At 58.9% G+C, this 20,713-nt stretch carries 19 protein-coding genes; 18 read left to right on the forward strand and 1 reads right to left on the reverse strand.

Annotation, left to right across the window (positions count from 1 at the left end; all coding sequences use genetic code 11):
• The first annotated feature begins 82 nt into the window (after positions 1-82).
• From fabZ to ispD, 12 genes are all read left to right on the forward strand, one after another.
• Positions 83-523, forward strand: coding sequence for a 3-hydroxyacyl-ACP dehydratase FabZ (gene fabZ, locus ABH912_RS26565; protein ID WP_017336708.1), 441 nt, complete (start codon positions 83-85; stop codon positions 521-523).
• Entirely contained in the window at positions 520-1,296 is a 777-nt protein-coding gene (gene lpxA, locus ABH912_RS26570) for an acyl-ACP--UDP-N-acetylglucosamine O-acyltransferase (protein WP_033056289.1), read from the forward strand. Before fabZ ends, lpxA begins: the two co-directional genes overlap by 4 nt.
• 2 nt (positions 1,297-1,298) lie before the next feature.
• Positions 1,299-2,429, forward strand: coding sequence for a lipid-A-disaccharide synthase (gene lpxB, locus ABH912_RS26575; RefSeq protein WP_429511992.1), 1,131 nt, complete (start codon positions 1,299-1,301; stop codon positions 2,427-2,429).
• 11 nt (positions 2,430-2,440) lie between these two features.
• Complete coding sequence (rnhB, locus tag ABH912_RS26580; RefSeq protein WP_033056287.1) at positions 2,441-3,067, forward strand: ribonuclease HII; 627 nt, start codon at positions 2,441-2,443, stop codon at positions 3,065-3,067.
• A gap of 83 nt (positions 3,068-3,150) precedes the next feature.
• Positions 3,151-6,672, forward strand: coding sequence for a DNA polymerase III subunit alpha (dnaE, locus tag ABH912_RS26585; protein WP_429511994.1), 3,522 nt, complete (start codon positions 3,151-3,153; stop codon positions 6,670-6,672).
• Between the two features lie 140 nt (positions 6,673-6,812).
• Positions 6,813-7,760, forward strand: a complete 948-nt coding sequence (locus ABH912_RS26590; protein ID WP_008154040.1) for an acetyl-CoA carboxylase carboxyltransferase subunit alpha — start codon at positions 6,813-6,815, stop codon at positions 7,758-7,760.
• Positions 7,761-7,893: 133 nt separating this feature from the next.
• Positions 7,894-9,222: a tRNA lysidine(34) synthetase TilS gene (gene tilS, locus ABH912_RS26595; protein WP_033059925.1), complete on the forward strand. Its 1,329-nt coding sequence runs from the start codon at positions 7,894-7,896 to the stop codon at positions 9,220-9,222.
• A gap of 274 nt (positions 9,223-9,496) precedes the next feature.
• Entirely contained in the window at positions 9,497-11,128 is a 1,632-nt protein-coding gene (locus ABH912_RS26600) for a CTP synthase (protein ID WP_033059923.1), read from the forward strand.
• Between the two features lie 5 nt (positions 11,129-11,133).
• Positions 11,134-11,979 carry a 3-deoxy-8-phosphooctulonate synthase gene (gene kdsA, locus ABH912_RS26605; protein ID WP_033059920.1) on the forward strand — a complete coding sequence of 282 codons (846 nt, stop codon included), beginning with the start codon at positions 11,134-11,136 and terminating at the stop codon, positions 11,977-11,979.
• A 156-nt stretch (positions 11,980-12,135) separates the two neighbouring features.
• Entirely contained in the window at positions 12,136-13,425 is a 1,290-nt protein-coding gene (gene eno, locus ABH912_RS26610; protein ID WP_033059918.1) for a phosphopyruvate hydratase, read from the forward strand.
• Positions 13,426-13,596: 171 nt separating this feature from the next.
• Positions 13,597-13,875, forward strand: coding sequence for a cell division protein FtsB (gene ftsB, locus ABH912_RS26615; RefSeq protein ID WP_008028992.1), 279 nt, complete (start codon positions 13,597-13,599; stop codon positions 13,873-13,875).
• Complete coding sequence (gene ispD, locus ABH912_RS26620) at positions 13,872-14,579, forward strand: 2-C-methyl-D-erythritol 4-phosphate cytidylyltransferase (RefSeq protein ID WP_033059916.1); 708 nt, start codon at positions 13,872-13,874, stop codon at positions 14,577-14,579. The genes ftsB and ispD overlap by 4 nt, the downstream gene beginning before the upstream one ends.
• Positions 14,580-14,700: 121 nt before the next feature.
• Here the strand turns inward: ispD and ABH912_RS26625 are convergent, their stop codons facing one another.
• Entirely contained in the window at positions 14,701-15,597 is an 897-nt protein-coding gene (locus ABH912_RS26625) for a LysR substrate-binding domain-containing protein (protein WP_033059914.1), read from the reverse strand.
• Between the two features lie 107 nt (positions 15,598-15,704).
• Between ABH912_RS26625 and ABH912_RS26630 the strand changes: the two genes are divergently transcribed.
• Genes ABH912_RS26630 through ABH912_RS26655 form a run of 6 tightly spaced genes read left to right on the forward strand, consistent with a single transcriptional unit; the run spans position 15,705 to position 20,657 of the window.
• A complete protein-coding gene (locus ABH912_RS26630; RefSeq protein WP_429511999.1) occupies positions 15,705-16,817 on the forward strand; it encodes an S-(hydroxymethyl)glutathione dehydrogenase/class III alcohol dehydrogenase in 1,113 nt (370 codons plus the stop codon).
• 8 nt (positions 16,818-16,825) lie between these two features.
• A complete protein-coding gene (gene fghA / locus ABH912_RS26635) occupies positions 16,826-17,671 on the forward strand; it encodes an S-formylglutathione hydrolase (RefSeq protein WP_033059910.1) in 846 nt (281 codons plus the stop codon).
• A 43-nt stretch (positions 17,672-17,714) separates the two neighbouring features.
• The gene (ispF, locus tag ABH912_RS26640; RefSeq protein ID WP_010462780.1) at positions 17,715-18,188 is read left to right on the forward strand and encodes a 2-C-methyl-D-erythritol 2,4-cyclodiphosphate synthase; all 474 of its coding nucleotides are present in this window, start codon (positions 17,715-17,717) and stop codon (positions 18,186-18,188) included.
• Complete coding sequence (gene truD / locus ABH912_RS26645) at positions 18,185-19,243, forward strand: tRNA pseudouridine(13) synthase TruD (protein WP_429512002.1); 1,059 nt, start codon at positions 18,185-18,187, stop codon at positions 19,241-19,243. Before ispF ends, truD begins: the two co-directional genes overlap by 4 nt.
• Entirely contained in the window at positions 19,231-19,980 is a 750-nt protein-coding gene (surE, locus tag ABH912_RS26650; RefSeq protein WP_033059906.1) for a 5'/3'-nucleotidase SurE, read from the forward strand. The genes truD and surE overlap by 13 nt, the downstream gene beginning before the upstream one ends.
• Positions 19,981-20,021: 41 nt before the next feature.
• Positions 20,022-20,657: a protein-L-isoaspartate(D-aspartate) O-methyltransferase gene (locus ABH912_RS26655; RefSeq protein ID WP_177327881.1), complete on the forward strand. Its 636-nt coding sequence runs from the start codon at positions 20,022-20,024 to the stop codon at positions 20,655-20,657.
• The last annotated feature ends 56 nt before the right edge of the window (positions 20,658-20,713 follow it).

Raw genomic sequence — 20,713 nt, forward strand, 5'->3', positions numbered from 1 at the left:
AGCCGCTAGACTGCCTCCTTGATTTGCTAGAGGGGTGCGCGTCAGTCGCGCCTCCCAATCTTTACATAGGCTTCCCCCCGAAATGATGGACATCAACGAGATTCGCGAATACCTGCCCCACCGTTACCCGTTCCTGCTGGTGGACCGAGTCGTGGAACTGGATGTGGAAGGCAAGCGCATTCGCGCCTACAAGAATGTCAGCATCAACGAACCCTTCTTCAATGGTCACTTCCCCGCGCATCCAATCATGCCGGGTGTATTGATCATCGAAGCGATGGCTCAGGCTGCCGGTATCCTTGGCTTCAAAATGCTCGACGTGAAGCCTGCCGACGGCACGCTCTACTACTTCGTCGGCTCCGACAAGCTGCGTTTTCGCCAGCCCGTCACCCCAGGCGATCAGTTGATCCTCGAAGCCCGCTTTATCAGCTGCAAGCGCCAAATCTGGAAGTTCGAGTGCCAGGCTTCGGTCGATGGCAAGCCAGTCTGCTCTGCTGAAATCATCTGCGCGGAACGCAAACTATGAGTTTGATTGACCCTCGCGCAATCATCGATCCGACGGCTATCCTGGCCGACGGCGTCGAGGTCGGCCCTTGGTCGATCATCGGTGCAGGTGTGGAAATCGGCGAGGGAACAGTGATCGGGCCGCATGTGATTCTCAAAGGCCCGACCCGAATCGGAAAGCACAACCGCATCTACCAGTTTTCTTCGGTAGGCGAGGACACGCCCGATCTGAAATACAAGGGTGAAGAAACCCGTCTGGTCATTGGTGACCACAACGTCATCCGTGAAGGCGTGACGATTCACCGTGGGACCGTTCAGGACCGTTCCGAAACAACCCTGGGCGATCACAATCTGATCATGGCCTATGCCCACATCGGCCACGACAGCGTCATCGGCAACCACTGCATCCTGGTCAATAACACCGCGTTGGCGGGCCATGTGCACGTTGAAGACTGGGCAATCCTGTCCGGTTTTACCCTGGTTCACCAGTATTGCCATATCGGCGCCCACAGCTTTTCCGGTATGGGCACCGCCATCGGCAAGGACGTCCCGGCGTACGTCACGGTGTTCGGCAACCCGGCCGAAGCTCGCAGCATGAACTTCGAAGGCATGCGTCGTCGCGGTTTCAGCGAAGATGCGATCCACGCGCTGCGTCGTGCCTACAAGGTGGTTTATCGCCAGGGCCTTACGGTCGAACAAGCGCTCGCCGAACTGGCCGAGCCTTCGGATCAGTTCCCGGAAGTCGCGGTATTTCGTGACTCCATCCAGTCTTCGACCCGCGGCATCACTCGTTAATCATGGCTAATCTGCGTATTGCGCTGGTAGCGGGTGAGGCTTCCGGCGACATTCTTGGCGCGGGTCTCATGCGCGCACTCAAGGCTCAGCACCCGGCAGTCGAGTTCATCGGTGTCGGCGGTCCGCTGATGCAGGCCGAAGGCCTGACCTCGTATTTCCCGATGGAGCGTCTTTCGGTCATGGGCCTGGTGGAAGTGCTGGGCCGCTTGCGCGAGTTGCTGGCACGCCGCAAGAAGCTGGTTGCCGACCTGATCGCCGAGAAGCCGGACGTGTTCATCGGTATCGATGCCCCGGACTTCAACCTCAATATCGAACTCAAGCTGCGTCAGGCCGGGATCAAGACCGTGCATTACGTTAGCCCGTCGGTTTGGGCGTGGCGGCAGAAACGGGTGCTTAAGATTCGCGAAGGCTGCGATCTGATGCTGACGCTGTTCCCGTTCGAAGCGAAATTCTATGAAGAGAAGGGCGTGCCGGTGCGGTTTGTTGGACATTCCCTGGCTGACGCCATCCCGCTGGAGGCCGATCGTGCCGCCGCGCGGGCTGAACTCGGCTTGCCCGACGGGCCGCTGGTTGCTCTGATGCCCGGCAGTCGCGGTGGCGAAGTTGGCCGTCTCGGTGCGTTGTTCCTCGATACGGCCCAGCGTCTGCGAGCCCTGCGCCCTGGTGTGCGGTTCGTCATGCCTTGCGCCGGCCCCGAGCGCCGCAAGCAACTTGAAGAGCTGCTGGCGGGCCGGGATCTGCCGCTGACATTGCTCAACGGTAAATCCCATCTGGCCCTGGCAGCCTGTGACGCTGTACTGATTGCCTCCGGAACGGCGACGCTTGAAGCGTTGTTGTACAAACGGCCGATGGTGGTCGCGTACCGCTTGGCGCCGCTGACGTTCTGGATTCTCAAGCGCATGGTGAAAAGCCCCTACATCTCGTTGCCGAACCTGCTGGCCCAGCGCCTGTTGGTGCCCGAGTTGTTACAGGACGATGCGACCGTTGAAGCCTTGGCCCAGACGCTGTCGCCACTGATCGAAGGCGGTGAAGAACAGACCCGCGGCTTCGATGAAATCCACCGGACCCTTCGTCTGGATGCCTCCAACCAGGCTGCAGATGCAGTGCTGAACCTGATCGGCCAAGTACAATGAGTAAAACAAGCATGCAAATGGGGCTGGATTTCACCTTGGTCGCTGAAGTCGAAGATTTGGTTGCCGGTGTTGACGAAGTCGGTCGCGGCCCGCTTTGTGGCGCAGTGGTAACGGCTGCCGTGATCCTTGATCCGAGCCGTCCGATCCTGGGCCTGAACGACTCGAAGAAGCTCACCGAAGCCCGCCGCGAAAAGCTCTACGACGAGATCTGCGAAAAAGCCCTGAGCTGGTGCATCGCTCGGGCCGAAGTCGAAGAAATCGACGAGCTGAACATTCTCCACGCCACCATGCTGGCCATGCAGCGCGCCGTCGAAGGCCTGCACATTACGCCGAAACTGGCGATGATCGATGGCAATCGTTGCCCGAAGCTGTCGATGCGTGCCGAAGCGGTGGTGCAGGGCGACGGCAAGGTACCGGCCATTGCAGCAGCGTCGATTCTGGCCAAGGTCAGCCGCGACCGCGAGATGGCAGCGTTCGAATTGATTTACCCGGGGTACGGCATCGGTGGCCACAAAGGTTACCCGACGCCCGTTCATCTGGAGGCGCTGGCCCGCTTGGGGCCAACGCCGATTCACCGCCGCTCGTTCGCCCCGGTACGCCTGGCGTACGAGGCGCGGGAAAACCTGATCGAGAGTTAGTCGCAAGGCTGATGTTTTTGCCAAGGCCCGGTACAATCCGGGCCTTGTTGTCTTCACGTTTCTAGTTTCTAGACAGGATCACTATGCCGGCTTCATTCGTTCATCTACGCCTGCACACTGAGTATTCCCTGGTCGACGGTCTGGTGCGGATCAAACCGCTGGTCAAGACCCTGGTCGGCATGAATATGCCTGCCGTAGCGGTCACCGACCAGAACAACATGTGTTCCCTGGTCAAATTCTATAGAGCCGCCATGGGCGCCGGGATCAAGCCGATCTGTGGCGCCGACCTGTGGCTGTCGAACAAGGATCCGGATAACGCTCTGAGCCGGATCAGCCTGCTGGCGATGAACGCCGTGGGTTATCGCAACCTCACCGAACTGATCTCCCGCGGCTTCATCGACGGCCAGCGCAATGGCTCGGTCATCATCGAGCGCGAGTGGGTGGCCGAAGCCAGCGAAGGCTTGATCATGCTGTCGGCGGCAAAAGAAGGTGAGATCGGTCTGGCGATGCTCAGCGGCAACCCGGCCGAAGCGGAAAACCTGGCCCGCGAGTGGATGGCCGTGTTCCCGGATCGCTTCTACCTGGAAATCCAGCGCACCAACCGCCCCAACGACGAAGAACAGTTGCACGGCGCGGTGGCCCTCGCTGAAAAAATCGGTGCACCGCTGGTCGCGACCAACGACGTGCGCTTCATCAAGCAGGAAGACTTCGCCGCTCACGAAACCCGCGTTTGCATCGGTGAGGGCCGTGCCCTCGACGATCCGCGGCGTTCGAAGAATTACAGCGATCAGCAATACCTCAAAAGCGCCGAGGAAATGTCCGAGTTGTTCAGCGACATTCCCGAAGCGCTGGAAAACACCGTCGAGATTGCCAAGCGCTGCAACATTGAAGTGAAGCTGGGCACTCACTTCCTGCCCAACTTCCCGATCCCCGATGGCATGACCATCGACGAGTATTTCCGCAAGGTTTCCTTCGATGGTCTGGAAGATCGCCTCAGCGTTCTGCTGCCCAAGGACACCACCGAAGACTACGAAGCCAAACGTCAGGTCTACGTCGACCGGCTGAATTTCGAGCTGGATATCATCATCCAGATGGGTTTCCCCGGTTACTTCCTGATCGTTATGGACTTTATCCAGTGGGCCAAGAGCAATGGCGTACCGGTAGGTCCAGGCCGGGGGTCGGGTGCCGGGTCGCTGGTGGCCTACGTGCAGAAGATCACCGACCTCGACCCGCTGGAATATGACCTGCTGTTCGAACGTTTCCTTAACCCGGAACGGGTCTCCATGCCCGACTTCGACGTCGACTTCTGCATGGACGGTCGTGACCGTGTAATCGACTATGTGGCCGAGAAATACGGCCGCAACGCGGTAAGCCAGATCATCACATTCGGTTCCATGGCGGCCAAGGCTGTGGTCCGTGACGTGGCGCGGGTGCAGGGCAAGTCCTACGGTTTGGCGGATCGTCTGTCGAAGATGATTCCGTTCGAAGTCGGCATGACCCTGGAAAAGGCCTACGAGCAGGAAGAAATCCTCCGTGACTTCATCAAGGTCGATGAAGAGGCCGCGGAAATCTGGGAAATGGCCCGCAAGCTGGAAGGCGTTGTGCGTAACGTCGGTAAGCACGCCGGTGGTGTTGTTATTGCCCCGACCAAACTGACTGACTTCTCGCCAATTTATTGCGATGAGGCCGGTGATGGCCTGGTCACCCAGTTTGACAAGGACGACGTTGAAGCCGCTGGCCTGGTGAAGTTCGACTTCCTCGGTCTGCGGACCCTGACGGTCATCGACTGGGCGCTGAAAACCATCAACCGTGATCGCGCCAAGGTTGATGAGCCGCCGCTGGATATCGCGTTCATCCCGCTGGATGACAAGCCGACTTACCAGTTGCTGCAAAAAGCTGAAACGACTGCGGTGTTCCAGCTTGAGTCGCGCGGCATGAAAGAGCTGATCAAAAAGCTCAAGCCCGACTGCCTGGAAGACTTGATCGCATTGGTGGCCCTGTTCCGTCCGGGCCCGTTGCAATCGGGCATGGTGGACGACTTTATCAACCGTAAGCATGGTCGCGCTGAACTCGCGTACCCGCACTCGGACTACCAGTACGAAGGCCTCAAGCCGGTTCTGGCACCGACTTACGGCATCATCCTGTATCAGGAACAGGTGATGCAGATTGCTCAGGTCATGGCCGGTTACACCCTCGGCGGTGCGGACATGCTGCGTCGAGCCATGGGTAAGAAAAAACCCGAAGAAATGGCCAAGCAGCGCGGCGGTTTCATTGACGGTTGCAAGACCAACAATATCGACGCTGACCTGGCCGGTAACATTTTCGACCTGGTAGAGAAATTCGCCGGTTACGGCTTCAACAAATCCCACTCCGCCGCTTACGGCCTGGTGTCATACCAGACCGCGTGGCTGAAAACGCACTACCCGGCGCCATTCATGGCCGCGGTACTGTCGGCGGATATGCACAACACCGACAAGGTCGTGACCTTGATCGAAGAAATTCGCACCATGAAGCTGCGTCTCGACGCGCCGGATGTGAATACTTCGGAGTTCAAGTTCACGGTGAATGACGAAGGCCGGATTATTTACGGCCTCGGCGCGATCAAGGGTGTGGGCGAAGGTCCGGTGGAAGCCATCACCGAGGCGCGTCAGGAAGGTCCGTTCAAGGATCTGTTCGATTTCTGCGCCCGTGTCGATCTCAAACGTATCAACAAGCGCACCCTGGACGGATTGATCCGCAGCGGTGCGCTGGATCGTCTGGGGCCTTACTTCCATGACGAGCAGAAAGCCTATCAGGCCAATATCGACCGCAACCGAGCGGTCTTGCTGAACGCCATGGAAGGGGCGATCAAGGCCGCCGAACAAACCGCGCGTACCCACGATAGCGGTCATGTCGACCTGTTTGGCGGTCTGTTCGTCGAAGAAGATGCCGACGTCTACGCCAATCACCGCAAGGCCAAGGAGTTGACCCTCAAGGAACGCCTGAAAGGGGAGAAAGACACCCTGGGCCTGTACCTGACCGGTCACCCGATCGACGAATACGAAGGTGAGATCCGCCGTTTCGCCCGTCAACGCATCATCGACCTGAAACCGGCCCGTGATACCCAGACCGTCGCGGGCATGATCATCGCCTTGCGCGTGATGAAGAACAAAAAGGGCGACAAGATGGGTTTCATCACCCTCGACGACCGCTCGGGTCGGATCGAAGCGTCGCTGTTCGCCGAAGCATTCCATTCGGCGCAGTCGCTGTTGCAGACCGACGCGATGGTGGTGGTCGAAGGCGAAGTCAGTAACGACGATTTCTCCGGCGGGCTGCGGTTGCGGGTCAAGCGGGTGATGAGCATGGAAGATGCGCGCACCAACCTGGCCGAAAGCCTGCGCTTGAAGTTGCAAACCCAGGATTTGAAAGGCGATCAGCTACGCTGGCTCGGTGAGTTGTTCAAGCGTCACCGTGGCGCGTGCCCGATCACTATGGAATACACCAGTCCCGATGCGAAGGCCTTGCTGCAGTTCGGCGAGACCTGGCGAATTGACCCGGCGGATGCCTTGATTCAAGCCCTGCGTGACCAGTTCGGGCGAGACAACGTCTTCCTCCAATACCGTTGACGGTCGGGGGCTATCTGTAGGTCCCGATCTCGACCAGAATTTTTAATCTCGACCTGAACGCGCCTGTCCCTTAAGGTAGGGCGCGAATAGACAACCGGCCGGCCCAAGCTCTCTTGGATGTCGACCCAAGACGGACGCCTATGAACCCGAATTTTCTTGATTTCGAACAGCCGATCGCCGACCTGCAAGCCAAGATCGAAGAGTTGCGCTTGGTCGGTAATGACAATTCGCTGAATATCGGCGATGAGATCTCCCGCCTGCAGGACAAAAGCAGCACGTTGACCGAAGACATCTTCGGCAAGCTGACCAGCTGGCAGATCGCGCGTCTGGCGCGTCACCCGAAACGTCCATATACCCTGGACTACATCGAACACATCTTCACCGAGTTCGATGAACTGCACGGCGACCGTCACTTCTCCGACGACGCTGCGATCGTCGGCGGCATTGCGCGTCTGGACGATCAGCCGGTGATGATCATCGGTCACCAGAAAGGCCGCGAAGTACGCGAGAAAGTTCGTCGCAACTTTGGCATGCCGCGTCCGGAGGGCTACCGCAAGGCTTGCCGCCTGATGGAAATGGCCGAGCGTTTCAAAATGCCGATCCTGACCTTCATCGACACCCCGGGCGCTTACCCTGGTATCGACGCTGAAGAGCGCAACCAGAGCGAAGCGATTGCCTGGAACCTGCGCGTCATGGCACGCCTGAAAACCCCAATCATCGCCACCGTGATCGGTGAAGGTGGTTCCGGCGGTGCTCTGGCGATCGGCGTATGCGATCAACTGAACATGTTGCAGTACTCGACCTACGCGGTGATTTCGCCGGAAGGTTGCGCCTCGATTCTGTGGAAGACCGCCGAGAAAGCGCCGGACGCTGCCGAAGCCATGGGCATCACTGCCGAGCGCCTGAAAGGCCTGGGTATTGTGGATAAAGTAATCAGCGAGCCTTTGGGCGGCGCGCACCGTAATCCGGCTGCTGCGGCTGCATCAATCCGTGCCGAGCTGAGCTCGCAGCTGGCGATGTTGAAGAAGTTCGATAACGAAGCGCTGTTGGCTCGCCGTTACGAGCGTCTGATGAGCTACGGTCTCTGATCTGACCTCGCTTTACCCATGTGGGAGCGAGCCTGCTCGCGATGGCGGTATAACAGTCAGCAGATTTGTTGAATGTTAAGCCCTCATCGCGAGCAGGCTCGCTCCCACATTTGATTTGCATGAAGTGATTGATATGAGTCAGCCCAAGATTGATCTGTCAGCCAGGCTACTCCGGAGTCTGAAACCCTGGCTAAACGCTAGGGCCTGGCGCATCGCCTTCTCCGGCGGCCTCGACTCCACAGTCCTGCTGCACCTGCTCGCCGATCTCGCCAAAACCCAATCCCTGCCGGCGCTAAACGCCATCCACGTCCATCACGGCCTTCAGGCTGTGGCTGATGCGTGGCCGGATCATTGTCAGTCGGTCTGTGATGCGCTAGGTGTGCCGCTGCAGGTTGTTCGCGCGCAGATTCAGCCCGGCGCCAGTCTTGAGCGTGCAGCCCGGGATGCGCGATATGCCGCGTTCATCGAGGCGACTCAGGCCAATGAAGTGTTGATGACCGCCCAGCACCGTGACGATCAGGCAGAAACCCTGTTGTTTCGGATGTTGCGCGGGGCAGGGGTGAAGGGGTTGTCGGGGATGCCTCGCCAGCGCCCGCTCGGTAAAGGTCAGCTGCTTCGGCCATTGCTCGACATCACGCGGGCTGAACTTGAAGCCTATGCGGCGGAGCATCGGCTGAGCTGGATCGAAGACCCATCGAACCAGGATCGGCAATTCTCGCGAAACTACCTGCGCCATCAAGTATTCCCGGTATTGACTCAGCGCTGGCCACAAGCGGTAACGACCATGGCCCGCTGCGCTGCGCACCTGAGTGAAGCGCAGGGATTGCTCGATGAGCTTGCACAAATCGACCTGGCTGGCGCCAGCACTGCCAATGATTTTGATTGGCTGGGATTGCCATCCCTGGAGCTGGTGGCATTGGAAACGCTGTCCGCTGCTCGTCAGCGTAATGCGTTAAGTCATTGGCTCGAACCGCTGACGCGACTGCCGGACAGTGACCATTGGTCGGGTTGGGAGAGTTTGCGTGATGCCACCAGCGATGCCTGCCCGATCTGGCAGCTGGCGGATGGCGAACTGCATCGGGCAGGTGGGCGTATCTGGTGGTTGTCCGGCAGTTGGTTGCGCCCGTCGCCCGCCGTCGGAAACTGGCCCGACCCCTCGCTATCGCTGGTGTTGCCGGACAACGGCGTGCTCACACTCACCGGTCAAATCCCCGATGGCCTGCTGCATATCCGCTATCGTGAGGGAGGTGAGGTGATGAATCTGCCCGGTCGCGGCCATCGCGATCTAAAGCGTTTGCTCAATGAACGTGGTGTGCCGGCGTTCGCCCGTGGCAGATTGCCGCTGCTCTACCGAGACGAGCAATTGCTGGCGGTGGCCAACCTGCGGGGCTTGGATGGCAGCGCAAAGGACCGTTGGAATTTGCATTGGCAGCCACCGACCGAAGATCAAGGTTTGAGCTGAAAGGGGCTTTCCGGTAGACTACGCTCCCTTCTTGATACAACTTCTGTGGATTCGCATGAATTGCAGGAGTTGCCGATTACCAAGCAGTCTTTGCTGGGCGATTCCAAAAAATGTGTAGCGAGCAACGTACCGGTGTTTCATCTTCCGGTCTGTCCCAACGCGGCGGTTTTTTTGAAAGGTGCACTGTGATTAATGCAGGTGATCGGGGGCTTCGGCCTTCCTTCGCTTTCCCCGGCGGCTCGGACCGCTTTAACGCAGACTTCTAGGGTTTTTCATGACGCGCTACATATTCGTCACGGGCGGTGTTGTTTCTTCATTGGGGAAAGGCATCGCATCGGCTTCATTGGCGGCCATCCTGGAGGCGCGGGGACTTAAGGTCACCATGCTGAAGCTGGACCCGTACATCAACGTTGACCCGGGCACCATGAGCCCGTTCCAGCACGGTGAAGTGTTCGTCACCCACGACGGCGCCGAGACCGACCTGGACCTGGGCCACTACGAGCGGTTCATCCGCACGACCATGACCCAGAACAACAACTTCACCACCGGCCGTGTCTACGAACACGTCCTGCGCAAAGAGCGCCGTGGTGATTACCTGGGCGCCACCATTCAGGTGATCCCGCACATCACCGACGAAATCAAACGCCGGATCATCAAGGGCGCCGGCGATGCCGACGTGGCTATGGTCGAGATCGGTGGCACCGTGGGTGACATCGAGTCCCAGCCGTTCCTCGAAGCGATCCGTCAATTGCGTTTCGAAGTCGGCGCCAAGCGCGCGATGCTGATGCACCTGACACTGGTGCCGTACATCGCCACTGCCGGCGAAACCAAAACCAAGCCAACCCAGCACTCGGTCAAGGAACTGCGTTCCATCGGCCTGCAGCCAGACGTGCTGGTCTGCCGCTCCGATCACCCGATCGACATCTCCTCGCGTCGCAAGATCGCGCAGTTCACCAACGTTGAAGAACGTGCGGTGATTGCGCTGGAAGACGCCGACACCATCTACAAGATCCCGGGCATTCTGCACTCCCAGGGCCTGGATGATTTCGTTGTCGAGCGTTTCGGCCTGCAATGTGGCGGCGCCGATCTGTCCGAGTGGGAAGCCGTGGTCGACGCCAAGCTCAACCCTGAGCATGAAGTCACCATCGCGATGGTCGGCAAGTACATGGAGCTGCTGGACGCCTACAAGTCGCTGATCGAAGCGATGAGTCATGCCGGCATCAGCAACCGCACCAAGGTCAACCTGCGCTACATCGATTCCGAAGACATCGAAAACCAGGGCACTGCGCTGCTGGAAGGTGTCGACGCGATTCTGGTTCCAGGCGGCTTCGGTCTGCGTGGCGTGGAAGGCAAGATCACTGCCGTTCAATACGCTCGTGAAAACAAGGTTCCGTACCTGGGCATCTGCCTGGGCATGCAAGTGGCCGTGATCGAGTTCGCTCGTAACGTGCTGGGCTGGAAAGACGCCAACTCCACCGAGTTCGATCGTGCCAGCGGTCATCCGGTCGTGGGGCTGATCACCGAGTGGGAAGATGCCACCGGCGCCGTCGAAACCCGTACCGAAACGTCCGATCTGGGCGGCACCATGCGCCTTGGCGCTCAGGATTGCCTGCTGGAATCTGGTTCCCTGGTGCACGATTGCTACGCCAAGGACGTGATCGTCGAGCGTCACCGTCACCGCTACGAAGTGAACAACAACCTGCTGCCGCAAATCATGGAAGCCGGTCTGAAAATCACCGGTCGCTCCGGTGATGGCGCCCTGGTAGAAGTGGTTGAAGCCCCGGATCATCCATGGTTCGTCGCTTGCCAGTTCCACCCTGAATTCACCTCGACACCACGCGACGGTCACCCGTTGTTCAGCGGTTTCGTTAAAGCAGCATTGGTTCAACACCAGAAGAAGGCGTAATTTCTATGGCGCAGAAGATCATCCGTGTAGGCGATATCGAGATTGCCAACGACAAGCCAATGGTGCTTTTCGGTGGCATGAACGTGCTGGAAAGCCGCGACATGGCGATGCAGGTCTGCGAAGAATACGTAAAGGTCACCGAGAAACTCGGTATCCCTTATGTGTTCAAGGCCAGTTTCGACAAGGCCAACCGTTCCTCCGTGACCTCTTACCGTGGCCCCGGCCTGGAAGAGGGCATGCGGATTTTCCAGGACATCAAGCAAGCGTTCGGCGTGCCGATCATCACCGACGTCCACGAGCCTGATCAGGCCGCGGTCGTCGCTGAAGTCTGCGATATCATCCAGTTGCCGGCCTTCTTGTCGCGCCAGACCGACCTTGTGGTCGCGATGGCCAAGACCGGTGCGGTAATCAACATCAAGAAAGCCCAGTTCCTCGCGCCTCAGGAAATGAAACACATCCTGAGCAAATGCGTGGAAGCGGGTAACGATCAGTTGATCCTCTGCGAACGCGGATCGAGCTTCGGTTACAACAACCTGGTCGTCGACATGCTCGGCTTCGGCATCATGAAGCAGTTCGAATACCCGGTGTTCTTCGACGTGACCCACGCGCTGCAAATGCCCGGCGGTCGCTCCGATTCCGCTGGTGGTCGCCGCGCTCAGGTCCTCGATCTGGCCAAAGCTGGCATGAGCCAGTCGTTGGCCGGCCTGTTCCTTGAGGCGCACCCGGACCCGGACAACGCCAAATGCGACGGCCCTTGCGCCTTGCGTCTGGACAAACTGGAGCCATTCCTGGCCCAGCTCAAAGCTTTGGACGAACTGGTGAAGAGTTTTCCGACGGTAGAAACCGCGTAATCCTCATTTCTCCGGTAAAGTACCGCACGAATTAATGCTCAGGCCCTCGGGCCTGGGCCTTATCGTCCGCAAGTCTGCCCGCTGCACGTCACTTGCCGGCGATACAAGATTTCCTTCAGCTGCGTCGTTTTCGTCAACTTTGGAGTGTTTACAACAATGGCAAAAATCGTCGACATCAAAGGTCGTGAAGTTCTCGACTCCCGTGGCAACCCCACCGTGGAAGCGGATGTGCTTCTCGATAACGGCATCATCGGCAGTGCTTGCGCGCCGTCCGGTGCTTCCACTGGCTCGCGTGAAGCGCTCGAGCTGCGTGATGGCGACAAGAGCCGTTACCTGGGCAAAGGCGTTCTCAAAGCCGTCGCCAACATCAACGGTCCGATCCGCGACCTGTTGAAAGGCGCAGATCCAAGCGACCAGAAAGCGCTGGATCACGCGATGATCAAGCTTGACGGCACTGAAAACAAAGGTTCCCTGGGCGCCAACGCAATCCTCGCCGTTTCCCTGGCAGCCGCCAAGGCAGCCGCACAGGATCAGGACCTGCCGCTGTACGCTCACATCGCCAACCTGAACGGCACCCCGGGTGTTTACTCGATGCCGGTTCCGATGATGAACATCATCAACGGTGGCGAGCACGCCGATAACAACGTCGACATCCAGGAATTCATGGTTCAGCCGGTAGGCGCCAAGTCTTTCTCGGAAGGTCTGCGCATGGGCACCGAGATTTTCCATCACCTGAAAGCTGTTCTGAAGGCCCGTGGCCTGAGCACTGCTGTGGGTGACGAAGGTGGTTTCGCACCGAACCTGGCTTCCAACGAAGACGCTTTGAAAGTGATCTCCGAAGCCGTGGCCAACGCCGGTTACAAGCTGGGCACCGACGTGACCCTGGCACTGGACTGCGCTGCCAGCGAATTCTACGAAGACGGTAAATACAACCTGTCCGGCGAAGGCCAGGTGTTCACCGCTGAAGGTTTCGCTGACTACCTGAAAGGCCTGACCGAGCGTTACCCGATCATCTCGATCGAAGACGGTCTGGACGAGTCCGACTGGGCTGGCTGGAAAATCCTCACCGACAAGATCGGCGAGAAAGTCCAACTGGTAGGCGACGACCTGTTCGTGACCAACACCAAGATCCTGAAAGAAGGCATCGATAAAAAGATCGCCAACTCGATCCTGATCAAGTTCAACCAGATCGGCACCCTGACCGAAACCCTGGAAGCCATCCAGATGGCCAAGGCCGCTGGTTACACCGCCGTGATCTCGCACCGCTCCGGCGAAACCGAAGATTCGACCATTGCCGACCTGGCTGTGGGCACCTCGGCTGGCCAGATCAAGACCGGTTCCCTGTGCCGTTCCGACCGCGTTTCCAAGTACAACCAACTGCTGCGTATCGAAGAGCAGTTGAATGGCAAAGCCAAGTACAACGGTCGCAGCGAATTCCGCGGTTAATTGTTAACAGGTAAAAAGACACCGGATTGTGTCGGAAAAATCGCTACAGCGATGGATTTGCCACTAATCTGATGCCTTATAAGCACAAGCCTGGTTCTTCCAGGCTTCGTGCTATCAGAAGCTTCAAAGTTTTGGCATGGCTGTCTTTTTTCACTGGATACCTGATATTCGATGCGCAGTCCCAATTGGTTGTTCCTCGTCTTGCTCCTGCTGCTGGCTGGCCTGCAATACCGCCTGTGGGTGGGTAATGGCAGTCTGGCGCAAGTGGCCGAACTGACTCAGCAGATCGCAGATCAGCACGCTGAGAACGAGGGGCTGCTTGAGCGCAATCGGGTGATGGACGCTGAAGTCAGTGAACTGAAAAAGGGCATGGAGACCGTTGAAGAGCGGGCTCGTCATGAGTTGGGCATGGTCAAGGACGGTGAAACCCTTTACCAGTTGGCTCAATGAACCCCTCGTTACCGGCCTTCTGGGCTGTAATTCCTGCCGCGGGCGTCGGTGCCCGTATGGCCGCGGACCGTCCCAAGCAATACTTGCAACTGGGCGGGCGCACTATTCTCGAACACAGCCTCGGCTGTTTCCTTGATCATCCTTGCCTGAAAGGGTTGGTGGTCAGTCTTGCTGTTGATGATCCTTATTGGCCGAACCTGGCGTGTGCCAGCGATCCGCGAATTCAGCGGGTTGAAGGGGGTTCCGAGCGTTCCGCGTCGGTACTCAATGCGTTGCTGCATTTGCATGCGCAAGGTGCTGACGATGAGGATTGGGTGCTTGTTCACGATGCCGCGCGGCCAAATCTGAGCCGTGATGATCTGGACAAGTTGCTGGGTGAACTCGCCGAGGATCCGGTCGGTGGACTGCTGGCGGTTCCGGCACGCGATACCCTCAAACGGGTAGACAAACACGGTCGTGTGGTCGAAACCGTGGATCGCAGTGTGATCTGGCAAGCCTATACGCCGCAGATGTTTCGCCTTGGTGCATTGCATCGGGCGTTGGCCGACAGTCTGGTGGCCGATGCGGTCATCACTGACGAAGCTTCGGCCATGGAGTGGGCGGGTCTGGCGCCGCGCCTGATCGAAGGCCGGTCCGACAACCTCAAAGTAACTCGCCCCGAAGACCTCGAGTGGTTGCGCCAGCGTTGGTCCAATCGTCACTGATTGACTCGGGTTCAGTGTTATCCCCAATCGCGAGCAGGCTCACTCCTACAAGGTTACGTCCACTGTAGGAGTGAGCCTGCTGTCCAGGCACTCGATCTCTTGCTGGCACGCCGCTGAACGCCTAGCTTCGATACTCCGGCCTTAACGCCAACCCCTCCTTCAAATAATCCACCAACTTGCGCACCTTCGGCGACAAATGCCGCTGCTGTGGATAAAGCGCCCACACGGCGGTGTTCGGTGGTTGGTGAGCTTCCAGCAGCGAAATCAATTCACCGTTTTTCAGATGCTCCAGCACGTAATAGTCCGGCAACTGACATAAACCAACGCCCTGTAACGCGGCATCCAGCACCGCTTGCCCACTGTTGCAGCGCCAGTTTCCCTGTACCCGCTGGGAAAATTCCCGCCCGTTCTGTTCCAGTTGCCAGATATCCGAGCTACCGATGAGGCAGTTGTGGCGGCTGAGTTCCGACAGACTGTGTGGGCGACCATACCGTTCCAGGTAGGACGGCGATGCGCACAGGTACATTCGCCGTGGCGCCAGACGTGTCGCCACCAGCCGCGAGTCTTGCAGGCGACCGAGGCGGATTGCCAGGTCCAGGCCTTCATGGACCAGGTCAAGTTGACGATTGCTCAGTTCAATGTCGATGCGCAGTTGCGGATACAACCCCATGAATCGCGTCACCAGCGGCACGATGAATCGTTCGCCATACGCCACGGCGCAGGTCATGCGCAGCATGCCTTTGGGTTCACTGGTCAGATCGCCGACTGCGCGCAAGGCTTCTTCGCGGCCATCCTGCAAGCGCTGGCAATGTTGCAAAAAGGTTTGCCCGGCTTCGGTCAGCGTGACCCGGCGGGTGCTGCGATACAGCAGTCGCGTCTGAAGCCGCTCTTCGAGGCGTACAATTTGTCGACTGATGTGGGAGGACGAAACCCCGAGGCGTTCCGCGGCAGCCGTGAACTGACTGCACTCGGCCACGGCGACGAACTCGTCGATCCCTTCCCAGCGGTTTTCCGACATTTAGGATTATCCCTGTACGGCAATAATATTTTGCATTTGTCCCGATTATTCACCGTGTGGCGGTGTATTACACTCACTGTCTCGTTTTTATTCACTGGAGAATCCACATGATCAAGTCGCGCGCTGCCGTTGCCTTCGAGGCCAAGAAACCCCTCGAGATCGTTGAAGTCGATGTCGCCATACCCAAGGCCGGTGAAGTCCTGCTGCGTGTGGTTGCCTCCGGTGTCTGCCATACCGATGCCTACACGCTGTCGGGCGCGGACCCGGAAGGCATCTTCCCCTCGATCCTCGGTCACGAAGGTGGCGCGGTGGTTGAGGCGATTGGTGAGGGTGTGACCTCCGTCGCAGTCGGCGATCATGTGATCCCGCTGTACACCCCGGAATGCCGCCAGTGCAAATTCTGTCTGTCGGGCAAAACCAACTTGTGTCAGGCGATTCGCGCGACGCAGGGCAAAGGCCTGATGCCGGATGGCACTTCGCGCTTTTCCTACAAGGGCCAACCTATTTTCCACTACATGGGGACCTCGACGTTCTCCGAGTACACCGTACTTCCGGAAATCTCTGTCGCCAAAATCCCCAAAGAAGCGCCACTGGAAAAAGTCTGCCTGCTGGGCTGCGGTGTCACCACCGGCATCGGTGCAGTCCTCAATACCGCCAAGGTAAAACCAGGTGATACCGTCGCCATTTTCGGCCTCGGCGGCATCGGCCTGTCGGCCGTGATCGGCGCCGTCAAAGCCAAGGCTGCGCGGATCATCGCCATCGACATCAACCCGGCCAAATTCGAGATCGCCAAGCAGTTGGGTGCAACCGATTGTGTGAACCCGAAAGATTTCGATCGTCCGATCCAGGAAGTCATCGTCGACATGACCGATGGCGGCGTCGACTTTTCCTTCGAGTGCATCGGCAACGTCCAATTGATGCGTGCTGCACTTGAGTGTTGCCACAAAGGTTGGGGCGAGTCGGTGATCATCGGTGTTGCCGGTGCCGGCCAGGAAATCTCCACCCGTCCATTCCAGCTGGTGACCGGTCGCGTCTGGCGCGGTTCGGCGTTCGGTGGCGTGCGTGGCCGTACCGAGTTGCCAAGCTATGTCGAGATGGCTGAAACCGGCGAAATCCCGCTGGATACGTTCATCACCCACACCATGGGCCTGGAAGATATCAACAAGGCGTTCGACCTGATGCATGAAGGCAAGAGCATCCGTTCTGTCATCCATTTCTGAGGTCGGTCATGAGCCTGGAAAATATCTCCTGCCAGAAAAGCTTCGGCGGCTGGCACAAACGCTATCGGCACCGCTCCGATGTGCTCGGCTGCGACATGGTGTTTGCTGTGTACCTGCCGCCGCAAGCGGAGCAGGGCGGCAAGTTGCCGGTGCTGTACTGGTTGTCCGGCCTGACCTGCACCGACGAAAACTTCATGCAAAAGGCCGGCGCCATGCGCATGGCCGCCGAGCTTGGGCTGATCATCGTTGCACCGGACACCAGCCCTCGTGGCCCTGATGTGCCGGGTGATCCGGATGGCGCCTGGGACTTCGGTCTCGGCGCCGGGTTTTATCTGAATGCCACGCAGGAACCCTGGTCCCGGCACTATCGGATGCATGACTATGTCGTGCAGGAATTGCCCGCATTGGTCGAAGCGCATTTCCCGGCGTCGGACAAGCGTGGCATCAGCGGTCACTCCATGGGCGGCCACGGCGCGCTGGTCTGCGCGTTGCGTAATCCAGGGCGTTATCAGTCGGTGTCGGCGTTCTCGCCGATCAACAATCCGATGGACTGTCCCTGGGGGCAGAAGGCCTTTTCCCGCTACCTGGGGGAAGACCGATCGAAATGGCGTGAGTGGGATGCCTGCGTCCTGATTGCCGAAGCGAACGAGAAGTTGCCGTTGTTGGTCGACCAAGGTGATCGCGACGATTTCCTGGCCACCCAGCTCAAGCCTGAAGCCTTGCAGCAGGCTGCCAAACTGGCCGGTCATCCGCTGACGTTGCGCTTGCAACCCGGCTACGACCACAGCTATTTCTTCATCGCCAGTTTTATCGACGACCACTTGCAACATCATGGGCGCGCCCTAGGCGTCTAATGCAGGTAGAATCACGCCCTGACAAAAATCGGGGCGTTTTTTTATGCGTATTGGCCACGGCTATGATGTGCACCGTTTCGCTGAAGGCGATTTCATTACTCTGGGCGGCGTGCGCATCGCACACGGCTTCGGGCTGCTCGCTCACTCCGACGGTGACGTCCTGCTGCACGCCTTGAGCGATGCCTTGCTCGGCGCCGCTGCGCTGGGTGATATCGGCAAGCATTTCCCGGACACCGACCCGACATTCAAGGGCGCCGACAGCCGTGTGCTGTTGCGTCATGTCGTCGCACTGATCCATGCCAAGGGCTGGAAAGTCGGCAACGTCGATAACACCATCGTCGCCCAGGCGCCGAAAATGGCTCCGCATATCGAATCGATGCGCGCGCTGATTGCCGCGGATCTTCAAGTTGAGTTGGATCAAGTGAACGTGAAAGCTACCACCACCGAAAAGCTCGGCTTTGTCGGTCGCGAAGAAGGCATTGCCGTGCACTCCGTCGCCTTGTTGCTGCGCGCATGAACGAACTGCAATTGCTCGGCCCGCGGGCCTATGGCCAAGCCCTCGGCACCGCAGTATTGAAAGCCACGGCGGAAGATTTTCAGGTCGATGAAGTCCTCAATATCCCCCTCAGTGGCGACGGCGAACACTTGTGGATCTGGGTGGAAAAGCGCGGTCTGAATACCGAAGAAGCAGCACGGCGGATCGCCAAGGCGGCGGGCGTGCCATTGCGCACTGTCAGTTACGCGGGCCTCAAGGATCGTCAGGCGCTGACTCGCCAGTGGTTCAGCGTGCAGCTGCCGGGCAAGGCTGATCCTGATCTGTCGGCGGCGGAAAACGATACGCTGAAGATCCTCAAGATCGGCCGGCACAAACGCAAGCTGCAGCGCGGTGCTCACTCGGCCAATGGCTTCACGTTGCGACTGACGCAATTCGCTGGCGACAAAGCGGCGATCGAGGAGCGTTTGCAACTGATCGCCAAGCAAGGTATTCCCAATTATTTCGGCGCCCAGCGTTTTGGGTTTGACGGCGGTAACGTGGTCGATGCCCGTGCCTGGGCGGCGCGTAAAGCGTTGCCGGAGCAGCGCAATGTGCGTTCGCGTCTGCTCTCTACGGCGCGCAGTCTTCTGTTTAATCAGGTGTTGGCGGCGCGTGTTGCCGATGGCAGCTGGCAGCGTGCCCAGGTTGGCGATCTGCTGGCCTTCACCGACAGTCGCAGCTTCTTTCCGGCCGGTGAGGCCGAGTGCAGTGACCCGCGTCTGGCGATTCTCGATCTGCACCCGACCGGTCCGCAGTGGGGCGAAGGTGACTCGCCGGCCACTGGCGCTGTCCATGAACTGGAGCAGGCAATCGCCACTCGCGAAGCGGACTTGCGTGATTGGTTGATTAACGCCGGTATGAGCCACGAACGTCGCATCCTGCGGCTGCCCATTGGTGGGTTGACGTGGCATTATCCCGAGCCTGACATTCTGCAACTGGAATTCGTCCTCCCGGCCGGATGCTTCGCCACCGTATTGGTGCGCGAGCTCGTTGATCTGGTGCCGGTGGGGCAGACGGACAGCCCATGCGTATTCTGATTTCTAACGACGATGGGGTAACCGCACCCGGTCTTGCCGCGCTTTATGCTGCGCTGGCGGATTACACCGAATGCGTGGTTATCGCCCCGGACCAAGACAAAAGCGGCGCCAGCAGCTCGCTGACGCTCGACCGTCCGTTACACCCGCAAACCCTGGCCAACGGCTTTATCAGCCTCAATGGTACACCGACCGATTGCGTGCACCTGGGACTCAATGGCTTGCTGGAACGCGAGCCGGACATGGTGGTTTCGGGTATCAACCTGGGCGCCAACCTGGGTGATGACGTGTTGTATTCCGGCACCGTGGCGGCGGCCCTTGAGGGACGTTTCCTGGCTCTTCCTTCGTTTGCCTTTTCGTTGGCCTCACGGCAAGTGGAGAACCTTCCCACCGCCGCGTACTTTGCGCGCAAACTGGTAGAGGCTCACGCGGATCTTGAACTGCCACCGCGTACGGTACTGAACGTGAACATTCCCAATTTGCCGCTGGACCACATCCGCGGTATTCAGCTGACCCGCCTCGGACATCGCGCACGTGCGGCAGCGCCGATGAAAGTGGTCGACCCGCGCGGTAAATCCGGTTACTGGATTGCGGCGGCGGGGGATGCCGAAGACGGCGGCCCGGGCACCGATTTTCATGCGGTGATGCAAGGCTATGTTTCAATTACCCCACTGCAACTGGATCGCACCTTTAATGATGCCTTCAGAAGTCTCGATGGCTGGCTGGAGGGGCTGAACTAATGGCTCGTGAACAAGACGATATTCTGCGTCGCGGCATCGGGATGACCTCACAACGGACCCGTGAGCGCCTTATTCAGCGCCTGTACGAAGAGGGAATTTGCAACGCCAAGGTGCTGGAAGTCATTCGCCGTACTCCTCGTCACCTGTTCGTCGACGAGGCGCTGGCCCACCGTGCCTACGAAGACACGGCGCTGCCGATCGGCAATAACCAGACCATCTCGCAGCCTTATATGGTGGCTCGCATGAGCGAGTTGCTGCTCGAGGCAGGTCCTCTCGACAAGGTGATGGAAATCGGCACCGGCTCGGGCTACCAGACGGCGGTGCTGTCGCAACTGGTCGAGCGGGTATTTTCCGTCGAGCGCATCAAGGTTCTGCAGGACCGGGCCAAGGAACGCCTGGTGGAACTGAACCTGCGCAACGTGGTGTTCCGCTGGGGCGATGGTTGGGAAGGCTGGCCGGCGCTGGCGCCGTACAACGGCATTATCGTGACCGCGGTGGCGACCGATGTACCTCAGGCGTTGCTTGATCAATTGGCTCCGGGAGGGCGGCTGGTGATCCCGGTCGGATCGGGTGAGGTTCAACAATTGATGCTGATCATCCGGGAAGAGCAGGGCTTTTCCAGGCGTGTTCTGGGGGCCGTTCGCTTCGTCCCGTTACTCAATGGGCCGCTCGCCTGAGCATTTGTTTCAGCGCGCTGAATTCTCTTCGATTGCCCCTGTCTTACAGCGGCATC

The sequence above is a fragment of the Pseudomonas sp. BT76 TE3572 genome, from assembly GCF_050435365.1.
Lineage (GTDB): Bacteria > Pseudomonadota > Gammaproteobacteria > Pseudomonadales > Pseudomonadaceae > Aquipseudomonas > Aquipseudomonas fluorescens_W.